The organism is Actinacidiphila rubida (assembly GCF_900110255.1).
Taxonomy (GTDB): Bacteria; Actinomycetota; Actinomycetes; order Streptomycetales; family Streptomycetaceae; genus Actinacidiphila; species Actinacidiphila rubida.
Window position 1 is genome coordinate 19239 of the sequence record NZ_FODD01000060.1, and the last position, 18769, is coordinate 38007.

Consider the following 18769-nt stretch of genomic DNA (forward strand, 5'->3'; position numbering starts at 1 on the left):
GGTCCTTTCCGCACCCCGCACCGCGCCTCCCGCGGTCCTCAGTGCCCCACCACCCAGCGTCGACGCCCCTCGACGCCAACGGCGCGGTCCCTGGCCGGAAAGCGGTCGCACGATCCCCGGCGCTGGGGCACGGATCGGCGCGCGGGGGCGAGCCTGGCGCATGGAGGGGGCCACGCGTCCGCCACGACGCAGCCGGCGACGCATGGGCCCCAACCCGCGGGCAGGGGGCGCGGATCGCCTCACCACGCCGAGCGAGACGGACGCGGCCGTCGAGGCGCCGGAGCCGGGCGCCGTCCGGCGCGGCGCACCGGGCCGGTCCCGGCATCGGCTCAGCGAACAAGCCCGCCCCCGCGGGCCTGCGCGATCGTGCGCACGGCGCACACCGTCGTCGGCCGCGGGACAGCACGGAACGCCCGCCGCAACAGACGCCCCGTGTCAGCCACAGCGCCAGGCAGCGCGCGAGCGCCCAGCCCCGCCGGTGGGGGCGCGATTCGACGCGGGGCAGCGCATCGAACGCCGGCACCGGCATCGGGCCCGCACGCCCGCCCGGCGCGGCATCCGACGCCGTGCGGCGGCACGCCGTGTGCGGACGGGGAACGCCAAGCGCGAGCGTCAGGCGGCCAGGGCGGCGCGGCGGTCGGTGTGGAGCGGGGTGGCCAGCGCGGTCAGGGCCGTCTCGAGGCCGTGGAGGTGGGCCAGGGTGCGGTCGGCGCGCGGGCAGGGGGCCGCGGGCGCCATCAGGGGTGCGGCGGGGGCGGGAGCCGCGGCGGCCGGATCGACGAGCCGGAGCACCGCGTGCTCCACCCGCAGGCAGGCCGCGCGCAGCCGCTCGTCCTGCCCCGCTCCGGGGTGCGCGGCGGTCTCGGCGAGGCCGCGCACCTGGTGGGCGCAGGCGTCCAGCAGTTCCAGCACGCGCCGGGCGCGGGCGCGGCGGGCCCGCATCGGGCTGAGCGGATGGACCAGCGGCGCGACGGAAGCACGCACCTTGGCCAGGACCACGTCGAGCTCCGCGGCCCGCGCGGCCACCCCGGCGCCGTGCCCCTCCTCCAGACCGGCCGCCGCCTGCCGGACGGTGTGCAGGGCGCGCTGGATCCAGGCGTCGGTGGCGGCGTGCGTGGTGACGGGGAGCACCAGCACCACGGCGACGGCGGCGGCGAGCGCGCCGGCCGCGGTCTCCTCCATGCGCAGGGCCAGCAGGCCGGGGTGCAGCACGCCCAGCAGCCCGTAGAGCGAGCCGGCCATGACCGTGACGAAGAACGTCATCCAGCTGTAGGAGACCTGCGCGCTGTAGAAGATGCCGAAGACGCACGCGGCGACCAGGAGCAGGGACGGCACGGTCGCGCCGTGCAGCGGGATCGCCAGCGCGAATCCGGCGGCGATGCCCGCCGCGGTGCCCAGGACCCGGCGGAAGCCGCGGACCAGGGTCTCGCCGCGGGAGGCCGTGTTGACGAAGATCCACCAGGTGGCGGCCACGGCCCAGTACCAGCGGTCGGCCGACACGGCCGCGCCGAGCGCGAGCGCGGCCGCCGCGGCCGTCGCCGCCTGGACGGCCTGGCGGGTGGTGGGCCGGCGCAGCCCGCGCGACAGCGGCAGGTCGACGGCGGGCGGCGGCGCGCTGCCGCGCTCGTAGCACCACAGGCCGAAGCGGACGGTCACGGCGCAGCCGAGGCCCATGCCGAGGGCGGTGGCCAGTTCCGGCAGGTCGCCGGGGACGGCGTGCAGGAACTGCGCGACGAAGAACATCATGAAGGCGAAGACGCCGAGCGCGTGGCCGCGCGCCCCCCAGCGTCTGGCGTAGACGCCGGCGCCGACCACGGCGACGAAGGCGGCGTCCCGCGCGAGGGGGTACGGGTGCAGGCACGCCGCGGCGGCGAGCACGGGGAGTCCCACGACGGGCAGCAGCGCGGTGGTCACCGCCTGCCGCCGCACGGTCGGGTCGGCGACGGTGAAGAAGGCGAGCAGCGCGGCGAGCCCGCCGGCGCAGGCCGCGGGCGCGGGGAGGCCTGCGAGCGCGATCACGGTGACGGCGGCCGTGATGCCCAGCAGGGCACGGGCCGCGAAGCGCAGCCGGGCGCGCCCGGGATCCGGTGCGACGAACATCCTCTTCACCTGTGCGGTTCCACCCCTGTTCGCGTCGTTTCCTGCGGTCGGTCTCGTTCGGCTGCCCCGGCGGCGGAGGGCCCTGCTCCGGTGAGCGGCGCTCCGGTCGGCCGGGCCTCGGGACGGCGGGCTCGCGGGCGTCGTACTCGCACTCGTGCTCGTGCTCGTGCCGCCGGGCATGACAAAGGCGTTGCGGGGACCCGCAACGCCGTCGTCACCACCAGGAAAGCATCCGGCCGGGTGATGGCTCAAACGATGCGTCCTGAGCTGGACCATTGGTACGGTGAGAAGGCTGGATCACCGACCACGAGAGGACCAGTGGCCCATGCCCGTCGACGCCCTGGACGCGAGGATCCTTCGGCTGGTGCTGGAGCAGCCGCGCACCAGTGTCCGCGAGTACGCCCGGATCCTCGGTGTGGCCCGCGGCACGCTGCAGGCCCGTCTGGACCGGATGGAGCGGGACGGGGTGACGGCGGTCGCCGGTCCGCGGATCTCGCCGGCGGCACTCGGCCACCCGGTGCTGGCCTTCGTCCGGATCGAGGTCACCCAGGGACGCCTGGACGAGGTCGGCCGGGCGCTGGCGGCCATCCCGGAGATCATCGAGGCGCACTCGATCACCGGCGGCGGCGACGTGCTGACCCGCGTCGTGGCCCGGGACAACGGCCACCTGGAGGACATCATCCAGCGGCTGATCCAGCTGCCGGGAGTGGTGCGCACGAGCACCGAGATCGCCCTGCGGGAGCGGGTGGAGGCGCGGGTCCTGCCGCTGGTGGAGGCGGTCGGGCGCGCCGCCCCCGAGACTCAGCGGACGGCCAGGTAGCCCTCCGCGCGCCGCGGGCCCGCGGCGCACCGGACGGCGAACTCGGCCACGCGGGTGCCGATCTCCGCCGGCTCCCGGCCGCCGCACCCGCCGCTCACGTCGCCCGTGTACACCCGCGCAGACACGCGGGCACCCGTGGGCACCCGTGGGCACACGCATACGTTCCGGCCCGTCCGCCCCTCTGGCGGACGCGCGTAGAAACGCGCATCATGGCGGATGCTCCACCTGCACTGCCGACTCATCCGACACGTACGGCGCAGCAGGAGTTCCCTTCCCGGTCCGTCGCGGCCCCCCACTCCACGACGGAGCTGTGCCGTTTCCGATTTGTCATGCACGGGTCATTCCGTGCGTGTCAGTGAAGGAGTTCGACATGGCTTGCGGATCGACCAGCTTGTGGGCCGGTGAGACCACCTGGTTCTGCTGCGGGAGCGCCTGGGGGCCCTGCGGCAGCGCCGGCGGCGGCGCCTGCGGCACCTGCAACTCCAGCGCCCACCAGGCCGCCTGGCCCAACGCCTCCCAGTCGTGCTGGAACATCACCCGGCCCGACCTGTGCGGCGAGAACATGGCGCGCCGCGGCTGCGGCTCGGTGATGAACGTCAAGCACCAGTGTTCCGGCGCCACCGTGTGCGTCACCGTCTCCGACTGCGGCCCGCGCACGCAGAGCTTCTGCGGCGAGTCCACGTGCTGCAACGGCGCCTGCCGCACCAACCGCGTCATCGACCTCACGCCCGCCGCCTTCTCGGCGATCGGGAACCTCAGCTCGGGCAAGCTGCCCGTCTACATCTACGAGTGACCGCCGACCCCCCACCAGGAAGGAGCACACCGAGATGAGCCACCGTCAGAACGACCCGGGGCGCCGCGGCCTGGACCGCCGGCGCTTCCTCACCACGGCCGCGCTCGGCGGCGCCACCATCGTGGGCGCCTCCGCGCTCGGCGGCCTCGACGCGGACGCCGCGTTCGCCGCGCCCATGCCGTCGCTGGACCCGGCGATCTCCAGGTCGGCGTTCGCCGAGGGGCGGATCACGCAGATCAAGGGCAGCGTGCTGGAGGTCGCCGGCTCCCACGGCGACCAGCACCTGATCCAGCTCACCAACGCCACCAGCATCTGGAAGCTGCGTACGACCACCGCGGACCAGATCCAGGTCGGCGACGGGCTGTACGCGCGCGGTGTCGACATGCCCGACGGCACGATCGCCGCCGACGCGGTGTGGGTCAACATCGTCAACCTCTACTGCACCGTCAAGGGCATCGCGAAGGACCGGCTGCACCTGGCGCACGGCGCGCAGGACCACGCCGTGGTCGGCCACATCGTCGCGGACACCACCACCGCCTCCTACCTGGGCGGCGCCCTGACCTCGGACCTGTCGCGGGTGCGGATCGGCCAGTCGGCGCAGATCCTCGGCGCGTGGCGGCCCGCGGACGACGCGATCGACATCGCCCGCGTCACCGTCGGCCACTGAGAGGACGGTGCCATGATCCCGATCGTCTCCGACCTCGCCCCACTGGTGTGCGGGCTGCTGCTCGCGGTGACCGGCGCGGGCAAGCTGTTCGGCCGCCGCACCGCCCAACTCGCCGCGAACACGGTGCTGGTGCGCGTCCTCAACGACGGCCGGCGGGCCGGCCTCGCGCTCCGCGCGGTCGGCGCGGCCGAACTCGCCGTCGCGGCGGCGCTGCTGGCCGTTCCCGGCACCCTGCTGCCGGGCGTGGCCACGGCGGTGCTCGGCGCGGGCTTCACCGGCTATCTCGGCTACGCCCGGGCGACGGCGCCCGAGTCGTCCTGCGGGTGCAGCGCCAAGGCCGAAGGGCCCATCGGCGTACGGTCCTTCGCCCGGGCCGGCCTGGTGCTGCTGGGCGGCGCGGCGGCGGCGACCGCCACCGATCCCTGGTGGACCGAGGCGGCCCGGCGGCCCGGCTGGTCGGCGGCGTTCGCGGTCGCGGCCGCGCTGCTGCTGTGCGCGGTCTCGGCCGACCTCGACCACGTGTGGCTGCTGCCGCTGCGCCGTCTGCGGATCCGGCTGTTCGGCAACCCGCTCGCCGGGGCGGCGGACGGCCCGGTGCCGGTGGCCGCCTCCGTCGAGCTGCTGGAGCAGTCGGTGGCCTGGCAGGCCGCCTCGCCCATCGTCCGGTCCGCGCTGCTGGACCACTGGGACGACGAGGGCTGGCGGGTGCTGCGGTTCGCCGGGGTGTACGAGCAGGCGGCCCGCGGAGCCCGCCCGGTGAACGTGCTGTTCGCCCTGGACCTGGGCGCCAGCATCGACACCACGTCGAGCCCCGCGGTCCGCGTGTCGGTGATCGACGACGACACCGACGAGATGGTGCCGGTCGACCTGCTGGCCGGCATGGCCACCCGGCAGGTGCTGCCGATGGCCACCTGAGCGGTAGGTGGTCCACGCGGCCCCGGGCGGGAGGCACCTCACCCGGGGCCGCGTGAGTCCGCGGCCGGCTACCTGGGCGGGTAGCCGACCGGGGTGTCCGTGTACGCGCCGTACACGCGCATCTCGGCGGCCGCCGCGAACGGCTGGCCGTTGAGCGCGCTGAGAGCGGTGAACCGCACGTACGAGGCCCGCACCGAGGTGAACTCGATCGCCTGCGTCTGCGGCGAGTCGACGAGGGTGCCCGACGCGACGGTCCGCCAGGTGGTGCCGTCGTCGGAGACCGCGACCTGGTAGGCGGCGACCCGGCCGTTGGGGCCGCCGGTCTGCCGGTCGAGGTACCCGAACCCGTCGATGTCGGCGGGACCGCTCAGCTTCAGCGTCACCCAGTGCGGGTAGGGCGCGTCGGCGTCGGTGTAGTCGGTGTGCCAGATGGTGCCGGGGTCGCCGTCGAGCACGTTGCCCACCGGGCCCTCGGCCGGCCCGGAGGAGAGGTTCTCCGAGTCGGCGGTCGCGGTCATGGTGCTCGGGGAGAGCACCGCGCGGGTCGCGACGGTGGCCTTGGCGTCCGCGGACACCGACTTGGCGGCGCCGTCGTCGGTGTACGCGGCGACGGCCTGCCACGTGGCGGAGGTGCCGGCGGCGCCCGCGGGCGCGGTCAGCAGCCACGTGGTGCTCACGGACGCTCCGGGCGCGACCTTGGCGAAGGCGTTCCCGTCCTGCGCGGCGACCGCCGCCGTCCAGCCCTGCGGCAGGCCGTCGAGGGTGACCCGCACGTCGGTGGCGTCCGTCAGCTCGCTGTTGGTGAACGTGGTGACGTAGGCGCTGGGCACGCCCGGGCTCAGCTCGGCGCCGGCCGGGGTGGTGACGCTCGCGCAGGCCGGGCCCTGGCTCGCCGGGCCCAGGTCGGTGACCGTGAAGTCGTCGAGCACGAAGTCGGTGCCCGCCGCGCCGCCGAGCTTGCGCAGGCCCACCCAGGTGTCGCCGCAGCCGGCGGTGATCTCCTTGGAGTAGGTGGCGGTGTCCAGCGCGGGCGCCAGCACGTCGCGGGTCACGTCCTTCGCGGCGACCGTGCCGTCGCCGACGGTGTCGGCGCCGGTCACCCAGGCCCACTGCCCGTCGATGTTGGTCTGGTAGCGGAACGAGACCGCGTACCGGTGGCCGGCGACGAACGGCACGGTGGCCGGGACGGTGCGGTAGACCAGCCCGGTGTTCTCCTCGTGGGCCTTCAGCGAGTGGCTGCCGTCCAGGACGTCGTCCACCGCCTTGCCGTTGAGCGTGCCGGAGTTGTACGGCGCGTAGGTGTTCTTCCACTCCTTCTGGCTGTAGGGGGCGTGCAGGTCGCTGATGCTGGTCCGCGGATCGGTGATGCCGCCCGCGTCGCCCTTGACGAACGGGCCCCAGCCGGGCTGGTTGCCCTCGAAGTCGTCGGCCGCGACGACGGTCGCGCCCTTGGTCGCCGCCGCCGGCAGCGGCGCGGTGGTGTCGTCCGTCAGCCGCAGGTCGTCGAGGGTGACGGCGGCCGCGCCCGGCACGGCGGCGACCGCCACGCTCACGGTGCCGCCGGGCGGCGCGGTGAAGGACACCGAGGCGCGCTGTGCGTACGTGCCCTGCTTGGCGTCCGCGGCGACCTCGTTGGCGGCGGGCGTGGTGTCGAACGTGTTCCGCACCGTGCGGCCCGCGCCGGTGACGGCGAGCGTGGTGGCCCGGCGCTGGCCGGGGGCGATCTCCACGTCGGCGCTGAACGCGTAGCGCCGGCCGGCGACGAGCCCGGTGACGCGCTGGGAGATGCCGGACTGCGCGGTGCCGAGGCGGGCGACCTGGTCGCCGGTGTCCGTGCGGGCGGTGGCCGCGCCGCCGGACGGGTGCCAGGCGGTCAGGTCGCCGGCGTTGAAGCCGGGGTCGGCCAGCCCGCTGCCCTGCCCGAAGTGGACGTCGACATCGGGCTGCGGCGCCCGGCCGCCCGCCGGCACCAGCACGTACGGCTGGTTCGCGGTGCCGTCGAGGGTGACGGTGCCGTGGTCGGGGGTGATGTCGGCGGCCTTGACGCGGCCCTGGTCGGTGAGCCGGTAGAGCGTGAAGTGCCGGTAGGGCGCGAACTGCCCGGTCAGGTCGAAGGTGTGGCTGCCGCCGGAGGCGCTGAAGTAGTACATCTTGTCGGCGCGGCTGGGCGACGAGGTGCCGTCACCGCCCTCGGCCTCGCCCCACGGCAGGAGGTAGCTGTCGCCCTTGAGGACCAGCGCGCCTCCCATGGTGATCTGCCGGACCCCGGCGTCACGGACGACCCGCACGCCGCCGGTCAGGTCGGCGGAGGTGCCGAAGTCCCAGTCCATGACCTGGTAGTGCTGCAGGAACTTGGTCGGCAGGTTGGCGGACCAGATGTTCCCGTAGAAGGCGTTCCAGTCGTCCTGGCCGGTCCAGCCCTCGAACTCCTTGATGGAGGAACCGCCGAGCAGGGGGTCGACGTTCCACACGTCGCGGTCGGAGTTGGCGATGAACCGGACGATGTTCGAGTTGATGCCCTTGTTGGTGGGGCCGCCGTAGCCCTTGTCGCTCGCCCAGTGCGACCAGATCGAGTCGCCCTCGAACTTGTAGGCCCACTCGCTGGCCACCTCGAAGCCCATCGCGTGCAGCTGGCGGGCGAGTTCGTCGGCGAGCCAGCCGCTGGAGTAGTACGCGTCGATGTAGACGGTCCTGATCCCGGGGGCCTCCTTGCGGAGTTCCCTGAAGCGGTCGAGCACGGCTCCGGTGCCCAGGTCGGTGCGCTGGTCGATGTGGTACGACTGGTTGAGCCAGTCCCAGCCGTTGACCTGGCCCTTGATCAGGCCGGAGCTGAAGCTCTTCGCCTGCGGGTACGCCTCGGTGACGTTGACGTGCACGGCGATGTCGGAGTTGTACTGCGCGCCGACGGAGGCGAGGCGGTTGAGGTCGGTCAGGCCGCCGGCCCGGGTGTTGTAGTCGCCGCCGTAGTCGGGGTGCCCGGAGTCGTGGCCCTCGTTGGCGTACCCCTTCTCCAGCACCCACTGGCCGAGGTCGTCGGTGGCCAGCGAGATCCGCTTGACGTTGTCGAGGGTCTTCAGGAACGGGTTGGTGGCCTCGCTCGCGAAGTTGAACGGGATGTGCTGCACGACCCGTTCGGGCACCCGGTCGGCGCCGAGCGGGTGCGTCATCGCATCGCGGTAGGCGATCGCGCCGTCCTGCCAGGTGACCTGGCCGTCGTGGTTGGCGTCGCCGGCGAGCACCACGGTGGTCGTCGGCAGCGCATAGGTGGCGACCCGTGCGTCGGTGGCGCCCTTGGCGGCGTACGTGTAGGTGCCGGCCGACAGTTCGGCGCGCCGGGCGCCGCCGCCCGCGTCGGTGATCCGCGACATCAGGCGGGTGTTGTTGTTGGTGTTGCTGTCCTGCGCGGAGTCCTCGGTGGCGTCGGTGAGCAGCCCGGCCGACAGCGTCGAGTTGCTCACGAACCCGTACGGGGTGCCGACCGGTGCGGAGTCCGGCTTGGTGGCGGCGGTGACGGCGAGGAACTGGTCGGCCGTGGTGGTGGAGTCCGTCGCGATCTTCGTGCGGGCCAGGTTCGCGTGCGGGTCCGAGGTGTCGAGGGACACCAGCGACTGCCCGGGGATGGCGAGTTGGTCGACCGTGGCGGCCGCGCTCCCGGCGATCTTCGTCACGGCGAACACCACGGTGCGCCGGTCCGTGACGGTGATCGTCGAGGTGATCGACAGGCCGGGAAGGTCCGCGAACGTCGAGGTGTAGGTCGCGGTGGTGCCCGTCGCGGACAGGGCCGTCGTCGCGGTGTGGTCGACGCCGTTGATCGCGAAGGTGTCCAGCACCGACGGCTGGCCGCCGAGCGTGCCGCCGTCCATCGCGTACGAGACGACCTGGGGGAACTCCTTGGCCACCTCGACGGTGAGGCCGCCGCGGCGCAGTTCGACGGGTGTGGCGGGATGGGCCGGGGGCGGCGGGTCGACGGGGGCGGGCGTGGTGTCGCCGGTGGCCCGGACCCGGATCTCGGCGGCGGAGGCGTTGTCGCTGCCGTTGACCGCGCTGTCGGCCTCGAACTTCACGTAGCGGCCGGTGACCGGCCGGTCGAACACCGCGGTCTGCACCTCGGAGTTGGCCGACGGCTGGTGGAAGGACCCGGTGGCGGCGGGCGCGCCCCAGTCGGCCTTGGGGTCGCGGGCGACGGCGGCGCTGTCGGTGACGAAGACCCGGTAGTCCTTCACCGGCCCGTTGGACTGGTTCTTCACCTGGTAGTCCAGGCCGGTCAGGGTGAAGGAGCCGCCGACGTCGAGCGTGAGCCAGTGCGGCATCGGCGTCCTGGCCACGCCCGCGCCGTTGACGACGTCGTAGGCGACGGTCCACTGCGTGGAGGCGTCGTTGTCGAGGGCGGCGAGCGCGGTGCCGTCCAGGGCCGGGGGCGCCGGGTAGGGCGGCGACTCGGAGTCGGCGCCGACGAGGCTGTACTGGGCCGGGTCGATGGGCGTCCCCGCGTCGGCGGCGGCCGGGGCGAGCGCCGGGCTCGCGTGGGCCGGCGCGACGCCGAGGGCGAGCAGTGCGAGGGAGACGAGCACCGTCGCCGATGCCGCGGGACCCGGTCGGGAGCGGCGTCTGCGGTGCGGTGTCCAGGGCAAGCGCGGGGTCATACGTACCACCTGTGAGCTTCCGTAGAAGTGCCGTGGAGCGCTGAAGTGAGGCAGACGGTAGCAAGAATGGTATCGATAACACCAGAGCGCGACATGCTCGGTTGGGCGCCTGTTAGCGCTGGACACAGGAGGTCGCGAGGAGGCGCTGGCCCGGCAACCGGGCCCGGCAACCGGGCCCGGCGGGGCGGTCGTTCAGGCCCGGCGGGCGGGCGCGGTGCTGGCGCGGACGACGAGCGAAGGCTCGACCGAGGCGGGCTCCAGCGCCGCCCCGGGGTCGGCCATGTGCCGCATCAGGTGGCCCACCGCGAGCGCGCCCATCTCGGCGAACGGCTGCGCCACCGTGGTCAGCGACGGCGAGCAGTACTCGGCCAGCGCGATGTCGTCGACGCCCACCACCGAGATGTCCTCGGGGACCCGGCGGCCCAGCTCGTGCAGCGCGCGGATGACGCCAAAGGCCATCTCGTCGCTGGCCACGAACACCGCGGTGACGTCCGGGATGCGGCCCAGGATGAGGCCGTTGCGGTACCCGGACTCCGGCGACCAGTCGCCCTCCAGCTCCGGCGGCACCACTCGGCCCTCGGCCTCCAGCACCGCCCGCCAGCCCTGCGACCTGCTGGACGCGTCGAGCCAGGCGCGCGGTCCCGACACGTGCCAGACCGTCTCGTGGCCCAGGTCGAGCAGGTGCCGGGTGGCCAGGCGGGCGGCCAGCGACTGGTCCACGGCCACGACCTCGGTCGCCGAGGTGCGCGAGCCGTCGATGGTGACGGTCGGCACCGCGCCCGTGAGCTGCTCGATCTGCCGGCTGACGTGGATCAGCGGCACGGCCAGGATCATGCCCTCGACGTGCTGGTCGGCCAGCCGCAGCATGGCCGCCTCGATGGCGGAGGTGTCGAGCGAGGCGGTGGTGGCCGTGCTCACCGCGTACCCGGCCTCCTGGGCGGCGCGTTCGATGCCGTGGGTGAGCGCGGTGCGCGAGTAGAAGCTGGTCTGCAGGGTGACCACGCCGATGGTGCGGCTGCGGCCGGAGGACAGCACGCGGGCCGCGTTGTTCTTGCGGTAGCCCAGCTGCTCGACGGCCGCCAGCACCTTGGCCCGGGTCTTCTCCTGCACGTTGGGGTGGCCGGCCAGGGCACGGGAGACGGTCTGCGCGGAGACGCCGGCGACCCGGGCGACGTCGGTCATGCCCGGCGGCCGCCCGGCCTCGCGCGTAGTGTGCTTGTCCATGGGTCCCTTCCGGCTCATCCCTGCCCAGATGATAGCGCTCCCACCTGCTGGAAGGGGCCTGAAGGAGCGGTGGGGCGGTGCGGGGGCAGCGGGATCGGACCCCTCTTGGCATCGATAACATGATGTGCGAGAGTTCCCCCACGCCTCAGCTGAAGGCGCGACGAAGGCGGAGGCCGCATTCATGAAGCCGTCGACCGGCGAGAAGGTATCGATATCATTCCGGGGCGTGGTCGTCGGGCTGGACGATCCGGCGGGCGCCCCCGCCGCCACGGCACCGTCCCCGCAGCCCCCGTACCCCTCGGACGCGACCGACGCGCGCGCCGGATCCGCCGCGTCCGCCGGCGGCGTCGCGGCCCGCGCCCACCGGTCGCTGCCCCTGCTGTCCTACCCGCGGGGCGAGTTGCTGCGCGACGGGCGTCCGCACCGGATCCTCTCCGGCTCGCTGCACTACTTCCGGGTGCATCCGGACCTGTGGGCGGACCGGCTCGACCGGCTGGCGGCGCTCGGCCTCAACACCGTGGACACCTACGTGCCGTGGAACTTCCACGAGCGCACCCGGGGCCTGCCGCGCTTCGACGGCTGGTGCGACGTGGAGCGCTTCACGGAACTGGCCCAGGAGGCCGGGCTCGACGTGATCCTGCGCCCCGGCCCGTACATCTGCGCCGAGTGGGACAACGGCGGGCTGCCCGCCTGGCTCACCGGTGCGCCGGGGATGCGGCTGCGCTCCTCCTACCGCCCGTTCCTGGACGAGGTGGCACGCTGGTTCGACGCGCTGATCCCTCGACTGGCCCGGTTGCAGGCGTCGTTCGGCGGCCCGATCGCGGCCGTCCAGATCGAGAACGAGTACGGCAGCTACGGCGACGACCGCGGCTACGTGCGCTGGGTGCGCGACGCGCTCGCCGACCGCGGCATCACCGAACTCCTCTACACCGCCGACGGTCCCACCGACCTGATGCAGGACGCCGGGACGGTCCCCGGCCAGCTCGCCACCGCGACCTTCGGCTCGCGCGCCGCCGACGCCGCCGCGCTGCTGCGGTCCCGGCGCGACGGCGAGCCGTTCGTGTGCGCGGAGTTCTGGAACGGCTGGTTCGACCACTGGGGCGAGCCGCACCACGTCCGCTCGGCGGCCGGCGCGGCGGACACCCTCGGCGAGATCCTGGACGCCGGCGGCTCCGTCAGCATCTACATGGCGCACGGCGGCACCAACTTCGGCCTGTGGTCGGGTGCCAACCACGACGGCACCGCGTTGCAGCCCACCGTCACCAGCTACGACTCGGACGCGCCGGTCGCCGAACACGGCGCCGCCGGGCCGAAGTTCCACGCCCTCCGGGAGCGGCTGCTGGCCGCCACCGGCGCGACGCCGCGCCCGCTGCCGCCGCTGGCGGCCCCGTTGCCGCCCCGGGTGCTGCGGCCGGTGCCCGGCGCGGGCCTGCTCGCGGGCCTCGGCGCGCTGGCCGAGCGGGCGGTGGCCTCGCCGCACCCCCTGGGCTTCGACGACCTCGGCCAGGCCTCGGGCCTGGTGCTCTACCGGGCCGAGCCCCATCTGCCGCCGGGCACGCAGACGTTGACGGTCACCGGGCTGCACGACCGGGCCCAGGTGTTCGTCGACGGCGCCTGCGCGGGCGTACTGGACCGGGAGACCGGATCGGTCACCGTGCCGGGTGCGGGCGCCCAAGTGCGCCTGGAACTGCTCGTGGAGAACCAGGGCAGGATCAACTACGGCCCGCTGCTGGGCCAGGGCAAGGGCGTCCTCGGCGGCGTCCAGGTGGAGCGCCGGCTGGTGCACGGCTGGACGATGCACGGCCTGCCGCTGGACGAGTGGACCCCTGAGGAGGTGCGGCGCGCGCCCGCCTCCGCCGCCCCGCACGGCACCTCCGGCTTCGCCACCGCCCGGTTCACGGTCAACGAGCCGGCCGACACCTTCCTGGCGTTCCCCGGGTTCGCGAAGGGCTTCGCCTGGGTCAACGGCACGCTGCTGGGCCGCTACTGGGAGATCGGCCCGCAGGTCACGCTGTACGTCCCGGCCCCGCTGGTGGTGCCGGGCGAGAACACCGTCACCGTGCTGGAACTGGAGCGCTTCGGCGACCGGATCGAGCTGCGCGACGGCCCCGAACTCGGCCCCGGTGAGGAGTTCGTGGAGTCCTTCGACTGATCGGCGGGCCTCGCGGACCGCGGTGGTCCGGGTGTCCGGGCCACCTCGTCCACCTGGCTCAGGACTCCTTCTTCGCGCGGCTCGGCTGCACCCGCTTCGGCTCGCCGGCCATCTTCGGGTGCTCCGGCGGGTAGGGCAGGTCGCCGAGCCCGTGCTCGCTCTCGTCGCGGTTGGCCAGGTCGAGGGCGGCGTCGAGCCGGAACGCGTGGTCGTCCATGTCGGCGTGCACGTCGCCGGCCTCGGCGTAGCGGCCCGGCATCGTGGTGAGGTCGAAGTCGGCGGGCACCGCGCTGCCGACCTCGTCCCAGCGCAGCGGCGCCGAGACGGGCGCGTGCGGGAAGGGCCGCACCGAGTAGGCGCTGGCGATGGTGCGGTCGCGGGCGGTCTGGTTGTAGTCGACGAAGATCTTCGCGCCGCGCTCCTCCTTCCACCACGCCGTGGTGATCCGCTCGGGATCGCGCCGCTCCAGTTCGCGGGCGACCGCGATGGCCGAGCGCCGTACCTGGACGAAGGTCCACTCCGGGGCGATCGGCACGAAGACGTGGAGGCCGCGCCCGCCGGAGGTCTTCGGCCAGCCGCGCAGTCCGAGTTCCTCGAGCACCTCGCGGAGCTGCAGGGCGGCACGGACGGCGTCGGCGTAGTCGGTGCCCGGTTGCGGGTCGAGGTCGATGCGCAGTTCGTCGGGGTGCTCGGTGTCGCCGCGGCGCACCGGCCAGGGGTGGAAGGTGAGGCAGCCGAGGTTCGCCGCCCACAACACGGCGGCCTGCTCGGTGGGGCACATCTCGTCGGCGAAGCGGCCGCTGGGGAAGGCGATGCGGCCGGTCGGGATCCAGTCCGGCAGGTTCTTCGGCGCCCGCTTCTGGAAGAAGGACTCCCCCTCCACCCCGTCGGGGAAGCGCTGCATCGTGGTGGGCCGGTCCCGCAGCACGCGCAGGATGCCGTCGCCCACGGCCGCGTAGTAGCGGGCCACGTCGCCCTTGGTGTAGCCGGTCTGCGGGAAGTAGACCTTCTGCGGGTTGGACACCTTCACGGTACGTCCGCCGACCGTCAGCTCCAGCGTCTCTGCCATGCGTCCACGCTAGGGGGTGGGGCCGAGTGCCGCCCCCTGGCGGGCGCGGACCGGTCGGCGCGAGCACAATCACCCCCATGGAGCTTCCCGTCCTGCCCCCGGTGCAGCCCATGCTCGCCAAGGCTGCCAAGAAGATCCCGCCCGGCATGCTCTACGAGCCGAAGTGGGACGGCTTCCGCTGCGTCGTGTTCCGCGACGGTGCCGAGATCGAGCTCGGCAGCCGCTCCGGCAAGCCGCTGACCAGGTACTTCCCCGAAGTCGTCGCGGCGCTGCGGGAGCAGGTGCCGGAGCGCTGCGTGCTGGACGGCGAGATCGTGATCATCCGCGACGGGCGGCTCGACTTCGACGCGCTGCTGGAGCGGATCCATCCCGCCGACTCGCGGGTACGTCATCTGGCGGAGGTGACACCTGCCTCGTTCGTCGCGTTCGACCTCCTCGCCCTGGACGACACGCGGGTCATGGAACTGCCCCAGATCGACCGCAGGCAGGCGCTGGCGCAGGCCCTGGGCGACGCCACCGCACCGGTCTTCCTGACGCCGGTCTCGACGGACGGCGAGGTGGCGGCGCGCTGGTTCGAGCAGTTCGAGGGCGCGGGCCTGGACGGCGTGGTGGCCAAGCCGCAGGACCTGCCGTACCTGCCGGGCGAGCGCGTGATGGTGAAGGTGAAGCACGAGCGGACCGCCGACTGCGTGGTGGCCGGGCTGCGCCCGCACAAGTCGGGGCCGGTCGTGGGCTCGCTGCTGCTCGGCCTGTACGACGCGGCCGGCCGGCTGCAGCACGTGGGCGTCAGCGCGTCGTTCCCGATGGCCCGCCGCAAGGCGCTCATGGAGGAACTGGAGCCGCTGCGGATGGACTCGGTCGAGGGGCACCCGTGGGAGCGGTGGGCGAGCGAGGAGGCGCAGGCCGCGGACCGGCTGCCGGGCGGGCCGAGCCGCTGGACGGGCAAGAAGGACCTGTCGTGGATCCCGCTGCGGCCCGAACGTGTTCTGGAGGTCGCGTACGACCACATGCAGGGCGACCGTTTCCGGCACACCGCGCAGTTCCGCCGGTGGCGTCCGGACCGGGAGCCGGAGTCGTGCACGTACGCGCAACTGGAGGAGCCGGTGAGCTACGACCTGGCGGAGGTCCTGGGCCTGTGAGCGGCCCGGCCGCCGCCGGAGCGGGCGTCAGCCCAGGAAGCTGAGCCGCACGGTGCGGTGGTGGTTGTCCTTGTTGGTGTCGACGAGCACCACGGACTGCCAGGTGCCGAGTTCGAGGCCGCCGCCGACCACCGGGAGCGTGGCGTGCGGCGGGACGAGCGCGGGCAGCACGTGGTCGCGGCCGTGGCCGCGGCTGCCGTGCCGGTGGCGCCAGCGGTCGTCGGCGGGCAGCAGGTCGTGGAGCACGGCGAGCAGGTCGTCGTCGCTGCCGGCACCGGTCTCGATGACGGCGACGCCCGCGGTGGCGTGCGGGACGAAGACGTTGAGCAGCCCGTCGCGGCCCCGGGCCGCCTCGCGCAGGAACGCGGTGCAGGCGGCGGTGAGGTCGTGGACGGCCTCGGCGGATCCGGTGGCGACGTCGATGACGCGGGTGGAGAAGGTGTCGGCCATGCCTCCATGGTCGCCCGGCGGCTGCCGGCACGGGTCGGCGGCCCCCCGCCGGGGACGCCCCGGACGGCCTCGCGCCGCGCTCCGCGGGCGCTGCCGGGCGGGCTCTCCGAGCTCTGGGCCAGGGGCCGTTGCCGCACCTCGGGATTGGTCTGTACCATTCGGCGGGCTCGGCACACCAGCCCCAGCCGCCGCGCCCGTAAGGGGGACACCCGCCGTGAACGCGCCGCACCGGCTCGCCGTCCTGGTCGACTCGTGCCTGCTGCCCACCGTCAGCGGGTCCGGCGACCGGCTTCCCGACTGGATCCTGCACGGCCTGGAGCGCGGCACCCCCGGAGCGGCCGTCGACGCCGGCTGCGCGGCCGCGGCCCGCAGGGCGGCGCGGGCACTGCGCGCGGCCCTGCCCGGCGCGCTCGCCGGGCACACCGGCCCGCGGCCCGCGGTGGACGGCACCGCAGCCGCGGCCGAACTGGTGGCCTCCGGGGCCAATCTGCACCTGGGCGTGCGACCCGATCCGGCCCCGGGCGCCACCGGCGCCTTCGTCACGGGCCTGCAGGCGCACGGCGTGGCCGCGGCGCTCGGGCCGTTCACCGGCGCGGGCGGCCTGCGGCCCTTCGCCGAGGGCCTGGCAGCCGGGGTCCGCGCGATCGCCGTGGGCCACGCACCGGCCCCCGGCGGCGACGGGCGCCCCGCGGTGCTCAGCCCGGCCGCGGTCACCGGCACCCTGCGGGGCGAACTCGGCTTCTCCGGCGCGGTGATGAGCGACGCACTGGACGCACCCGCGGTGGTCGAGGGCTGGGGCGTGCCCGGCGCCGCGGTGCTCGCGTGGATCGCGGGCGTCGACCTGGTCAGGCTCGGGCCGCGCAGCGGATCGGGCGTCCGCGAGGCGATCCACGCGGCGGCGGCCCGTGCCGTCACCGACGGCGACCTCCCGCTGGCCCGGCTGGAGGAGGCCGCCGAACGGGTCGCCCGACTGCGGCGCTGGGCCTCCGAACCGCGGACGCCGGTCGCGGCGCGGCGGCCCGTGACGCGCGACGCCTGACCCGGCTCGCCCCGGCCCGCCGGCCGGGCGGCGCTCCTCGCACGCGCCGACCCGCCGGACAGCCCGCGGCCGCCTCTCGGTCCTCGCGCGGGGCCGCGGGAAACCGATCCGCGCCGTGCCCGCCGCACCCCGCCTCGCCCGCCGCACGGAAGGCCGAGGCGGCGCGTTACCTGCCGGCGGAGGACGCGGACGCGCCGCCGGAGTGCCGGGCGGCGGAGGACGGCGTGCGGCCGGGGCCACGGAAACGGTCCCGCGGCCGACCGGCCGGGCCGCGCGCCCCTTCGCCACCGGGCCGCGGAGCCCACCCGCGGGTCCCTCCCGGGGCGCGCTGGGACCCGGCGGGACCCGCCAGGACCCGGCGCGGGAAGCATGAGGGCGGCCGGCGGGTTGGTAGAGGCGTGAACGAGGTAGAGGTCGCCGTGGTGGGTGCCGGACAGGCGGGGCTGTCGGCCGCCTACTTCCTGGCGCGCGACGGACTGCGGCCCGGCACGGACTTCGTCGTGCTGGACCACTCCCCCGCGCCGGGCGGGGCCTGGCAGTTCCGCTGGCCCTCGCTGACCTACGGCAAGGCGCACCGGGTGCACGACCTGCCGGGGCTGCCGCTGGAGGACGGGGACCCGGGGCGGCCGTCCGCCGAGGTCGTCGGCGCCTACTTCGCACGCTACGAGGAGACCTTCGGCCTGCGGGTCCGGCGCCCGGTGGACGTGACCGCCGTCCGCGAGGGCGAGGGCGGGCGGCTGCGGGTCGAGTCCGACGCCGGCGTGTGGGCGACACGCGCGCTGCTCAACGCGACCGGCACGTGGGACCGGCCGTTCCTCCCGTACTACCCGGGCCAGGAGACCTTCCAGGGGCGGCAGTTGCACACCGCGGGATATCGCGGTGCGGCCGGGTTCGCCGGGCAGCGCGTCGTCGTGGTCGGCGGCGGCACCTCGGCCGTGCAGTTGCTGATCGAACTCGCCGAGGTCGCCCGCACGACGTGGGTCACCCGGCGCCCGCCGGTCTTCCAGGACCGGCCGTTCAGCGAGGACTGGGGCCGTTCGGCCGTCGCGCAGGTCGACCGGCGCGTCCGGGAGGGGCTGCCCCCGCAGAGCGTGGTGAGCGTGACCGGGCTGGCCGCGACGGAGGCGGTCCGCGAGGCACAGGCGCGTGGAATCCTGCGCAGGCAGCCGATGTTCGAGCGGATCACGCCGCACGGCGTGGCCTGGGCGGACGGTCGCGAGGTGGAGGCCGACGTGATCCTGTGGGCCACCGGCTTCCGTGCCGCACTCGACCACCTCGCCCCGCTCCGGCTGCGCGAACCGGGCGGCGGTGTACGGATGGACGGCACGCGCGTGGTCAGGGACCCGCGGATCCACCTGCTCGGCTACGGCCCCTCCGCCAGCACCATCGGCGCCAATCGCGCCGGCCGGACGGCCGTGCGCGACGTCCGGCGCCTGCTCGCGGGCGTGCGGGACGCGCCGCCGCCGGAGCCCGTCGCGGTCGCGGCCCAGGCCGGCTGACGCCCGGCGGCTGCCGGCACCCCTGCGCAGCAGCGGTCATCGCCCCGCACCCCGGCGCCGCAAAACATCGGATGTCTTCTTCCCTGGCGGACTCCGGTGGGGCAGGATGAGCGCATGTGTGATCGACGACGGGACGGCACCGCGGTGTGCGGGCGGGAGCCGGGGCCGCGATGCGGGTAGCGCTGTTTGTGACGTGTGTGAACGATCTGGTGTATCCGCGGACGGGTCAGGCCGTGGTGCGGTTGCTGGAACGCCTGGG

At 74.6% G+C, this 18769-nt stretch carries 14 protein-coding genes and 1 pseudogene; 9 read left to right on the forward strand and 6 right to left on the reverse strand.

All coding sequences use genetic code 11. The features are described 5' to 3' along the window. Window positions 1–612: 612 nt before the first annotated feature. A complete protein-coding gene (locus tag BMW99_RS35740; RefSeq protein ID WP_075018244.1) occupies window positions 613–2100 on the reverse strand; it encodes an FUSC family protein in 1488 nt (495 codons plus the stop codon). 325 nt (window positions 2101–2425) lie between these two features. On the opposite strand from BMW99_RS35740, the gene BMW99_RS35745 reads away from it, so the two are divergent. Beyond that, window positions 2426–2920: an Lrp/AsnC family transcriptional regulator gene (locus tag BMW99_RS35745; protein WP_069465573.1), complete on the forward strand. Its 495-nt coding sequence runs from the start codon at window positions 2426–2428 to the stop codon at window positions 2918–2920. On the opposite strand, the gene BMW99_RS41660 is transcribed toward BMW99_RS35745, so the two are convergent. Beyond that, window positions 2902–3045, reverse strand: coding sequence for a hypothetical protein (locus tag BMW99_RS41660; RefSeq protein WP_176735602.1), 144 nt, complete (start codon window positions 3043–3045; stop codon window positions 2902–2904). The genes BMW99_RS35745 and BMW99_RS41660 overlap by 19 nt on opposite strands. A gap of 245 nt (window positions 3046–3290) precedes the next feature. Here BMW99_RS41660 and BMW99_RS35750 point away from each other — a divergent pair, with 245 nt between their 5' ends. Genes BMW99_RS35750 through BMW99_RS35760 form a run of 3 tightly spaced genes read left to right on the forward strand, consistent with a single transcriptional unit; the run spans window position 3291 to window position 5295 of the window. Continuing rightward, window positions 3291–3713, forward strand: a complete 423-nt coding sequence (locus tag BMW99_RS35750; RefSeq protein WP_069465574.1) for an RlpA-like double-psi beta-barrel domain-containing protein — start codon at window positions 3291–3293, stop codon at window positions 3711–3713. A gap of 34 nt (window positions 3714–3747) precedes the next feature. Next, window positions 3748–4380: a cell wall protein gene (locus BMW99_RS35755; RefSeq protein WP_069465575.1), complete on the forward strand. Its 633-nt coding sequence runs from the start codon at window positions 3748–3750 to the stop codon at window positions 4378–4380. A gap of 12 nt (window positions 4381–4392) precedes the next feature. Then, window positions 4393–5295, forward strand: coding sequence for a MauE/DoxX family redox-associated membrane protein (locus tag BMW99_RS35760; protein ID WP_069465576.1), 903 nt, complete (start codon window positions 4393–4395; stop codon window positions 5293–5295). 68 nt (window positions 5296–5363) lie between these two features. On the opposite strand, the gene BMW99_RS35765 is transcribed toward BMW99_RS35760, so the two are convergent. Both BMW99_RS35765 and BMW99_RS35775 read right to left on the reverse strand, forming a co-directional pair. Continuing rightward, window positions 5364–9938, reverse strand: a complete 4575-nt coding sequence (locus BMW99_RS35765; protein WP_079176295.1) for an endo-alpha-N-acetylgalactosaminidase family protein — start codon at window positions 9936–9938, stop codon at window positions 5364–5366. A 192-nt stretch (window positions 9939–10130) separates the two neighbouring features. Then, window positions 10131–11162, reverse strand: coding sequence for a LacI family DNA-binding transcriptional regulator (locus tag BMW99_RS35775; RefSeq protein ID WP_245791768.1), 1032 nt, complete (start codon window positions 11160–11162; stop codon window positions 10131–10133). Window positions 11163–11532: 370 nt separating this feature from the next. Here BMW99_RS35775 and BMW99_RS35780 point away from each other — a divergent pair, with 370 nt between their 5' ends. Then, entirely contained in the window at window positions 11533–13314 is a 1782-nt protein-coding gene (locus tag BMW99_RS35780) for a glycoside hydrolase family 35 protein (RefSeq protein WP_069465417.1), read from the forward strand. A 58-nt stretch (window positions 13315–13372) separates the two neighbouring features. On the opposite strand, the gene ligD is transcribed toward BMW99_RS35780, so the two are convergent. Further along, window positions 13373–14383 carry a non-homologous end-joining DNA ligase gene (ligD, locus tag BMW99_RS35785; protein ID WP_069465416.1) on the reverse strand — a complete coding sequence of 337 codons (1011 nt, stop codon included), beginning with the start codon at window positions 14381–14383 and terminating at the stop codon, window positions 13373–13375. A gap of 77 nt (window positions 14384–14460) precedes the next feature. Between ligD and BMW99_RS35790 the strand changes: the two genes are divergently transcribed. Continuing rightward, window positions 14461–15522 carry an ATP-dependent DNA ligase gene (locus BMW99_RS35790; protein ID WP_069465415.1) on the forward strand — a complete coding sequence of 354 codons (1062 nt, stop codon included), beginning with the start codon at window positions 14461–14463 and terminating at the stop codon, window positions 15520–15522. A 27-nt stretch (window positions 15523–15549) separates the two neighbouring features. Here the strand turns inward: BMW99_RS35790 and BMW99_RS35795 are convergent, their stop codons facing one another. Then, on the reverse strand, window positions 15550–15972 hold the full coding sequence (locus BMW99_RS35795; protein WP_069465414.1) for a YjbQ family protein: 423 nt from the start codon (window positions 15970–15972) through the stop codon (window positions 15550–15552). Window positions 15973–16186: 214 nt separating this feature from the next. On the opposite strand from BMW99_RS35795, the gene BMW99_RS35800 reads away from it, so the two are divergent. The 3 genes and pseudogenes from BMW99_RS35800 to BMW99_RS42465 form a co-directional block, all read left to right on the forward strand. Next, window positions 16187–17011, forward strand: a complete 825-nt coding sequence (locus BMW99_RS35800; RefSeq protein WP_075018246.1) for a glycoside hydrolase family 3 N-terminal domain-containing protein — start codon at window positions 16187–16189, stop codon at window positions 17009–17011. Window positions 17012–17409: 398 nt separating this feature from the next. Beyond that, entirely contained in the window at window positions 17410–18510 is a 1101-nt protein-coding gene (locus tag BMW99_RS35805; protein WP_075018247.1) for an NAD(P)-binding domain-containing protein, read from the forward strand. Between the two features lie 170 nt (window positions 18511–18680). Further along, a pseudogene (locus BMW99_RS42465) lies at window positions 18681–18769 on the forward strand ((Fe-S)-binding protein); the annotation flags it as partial.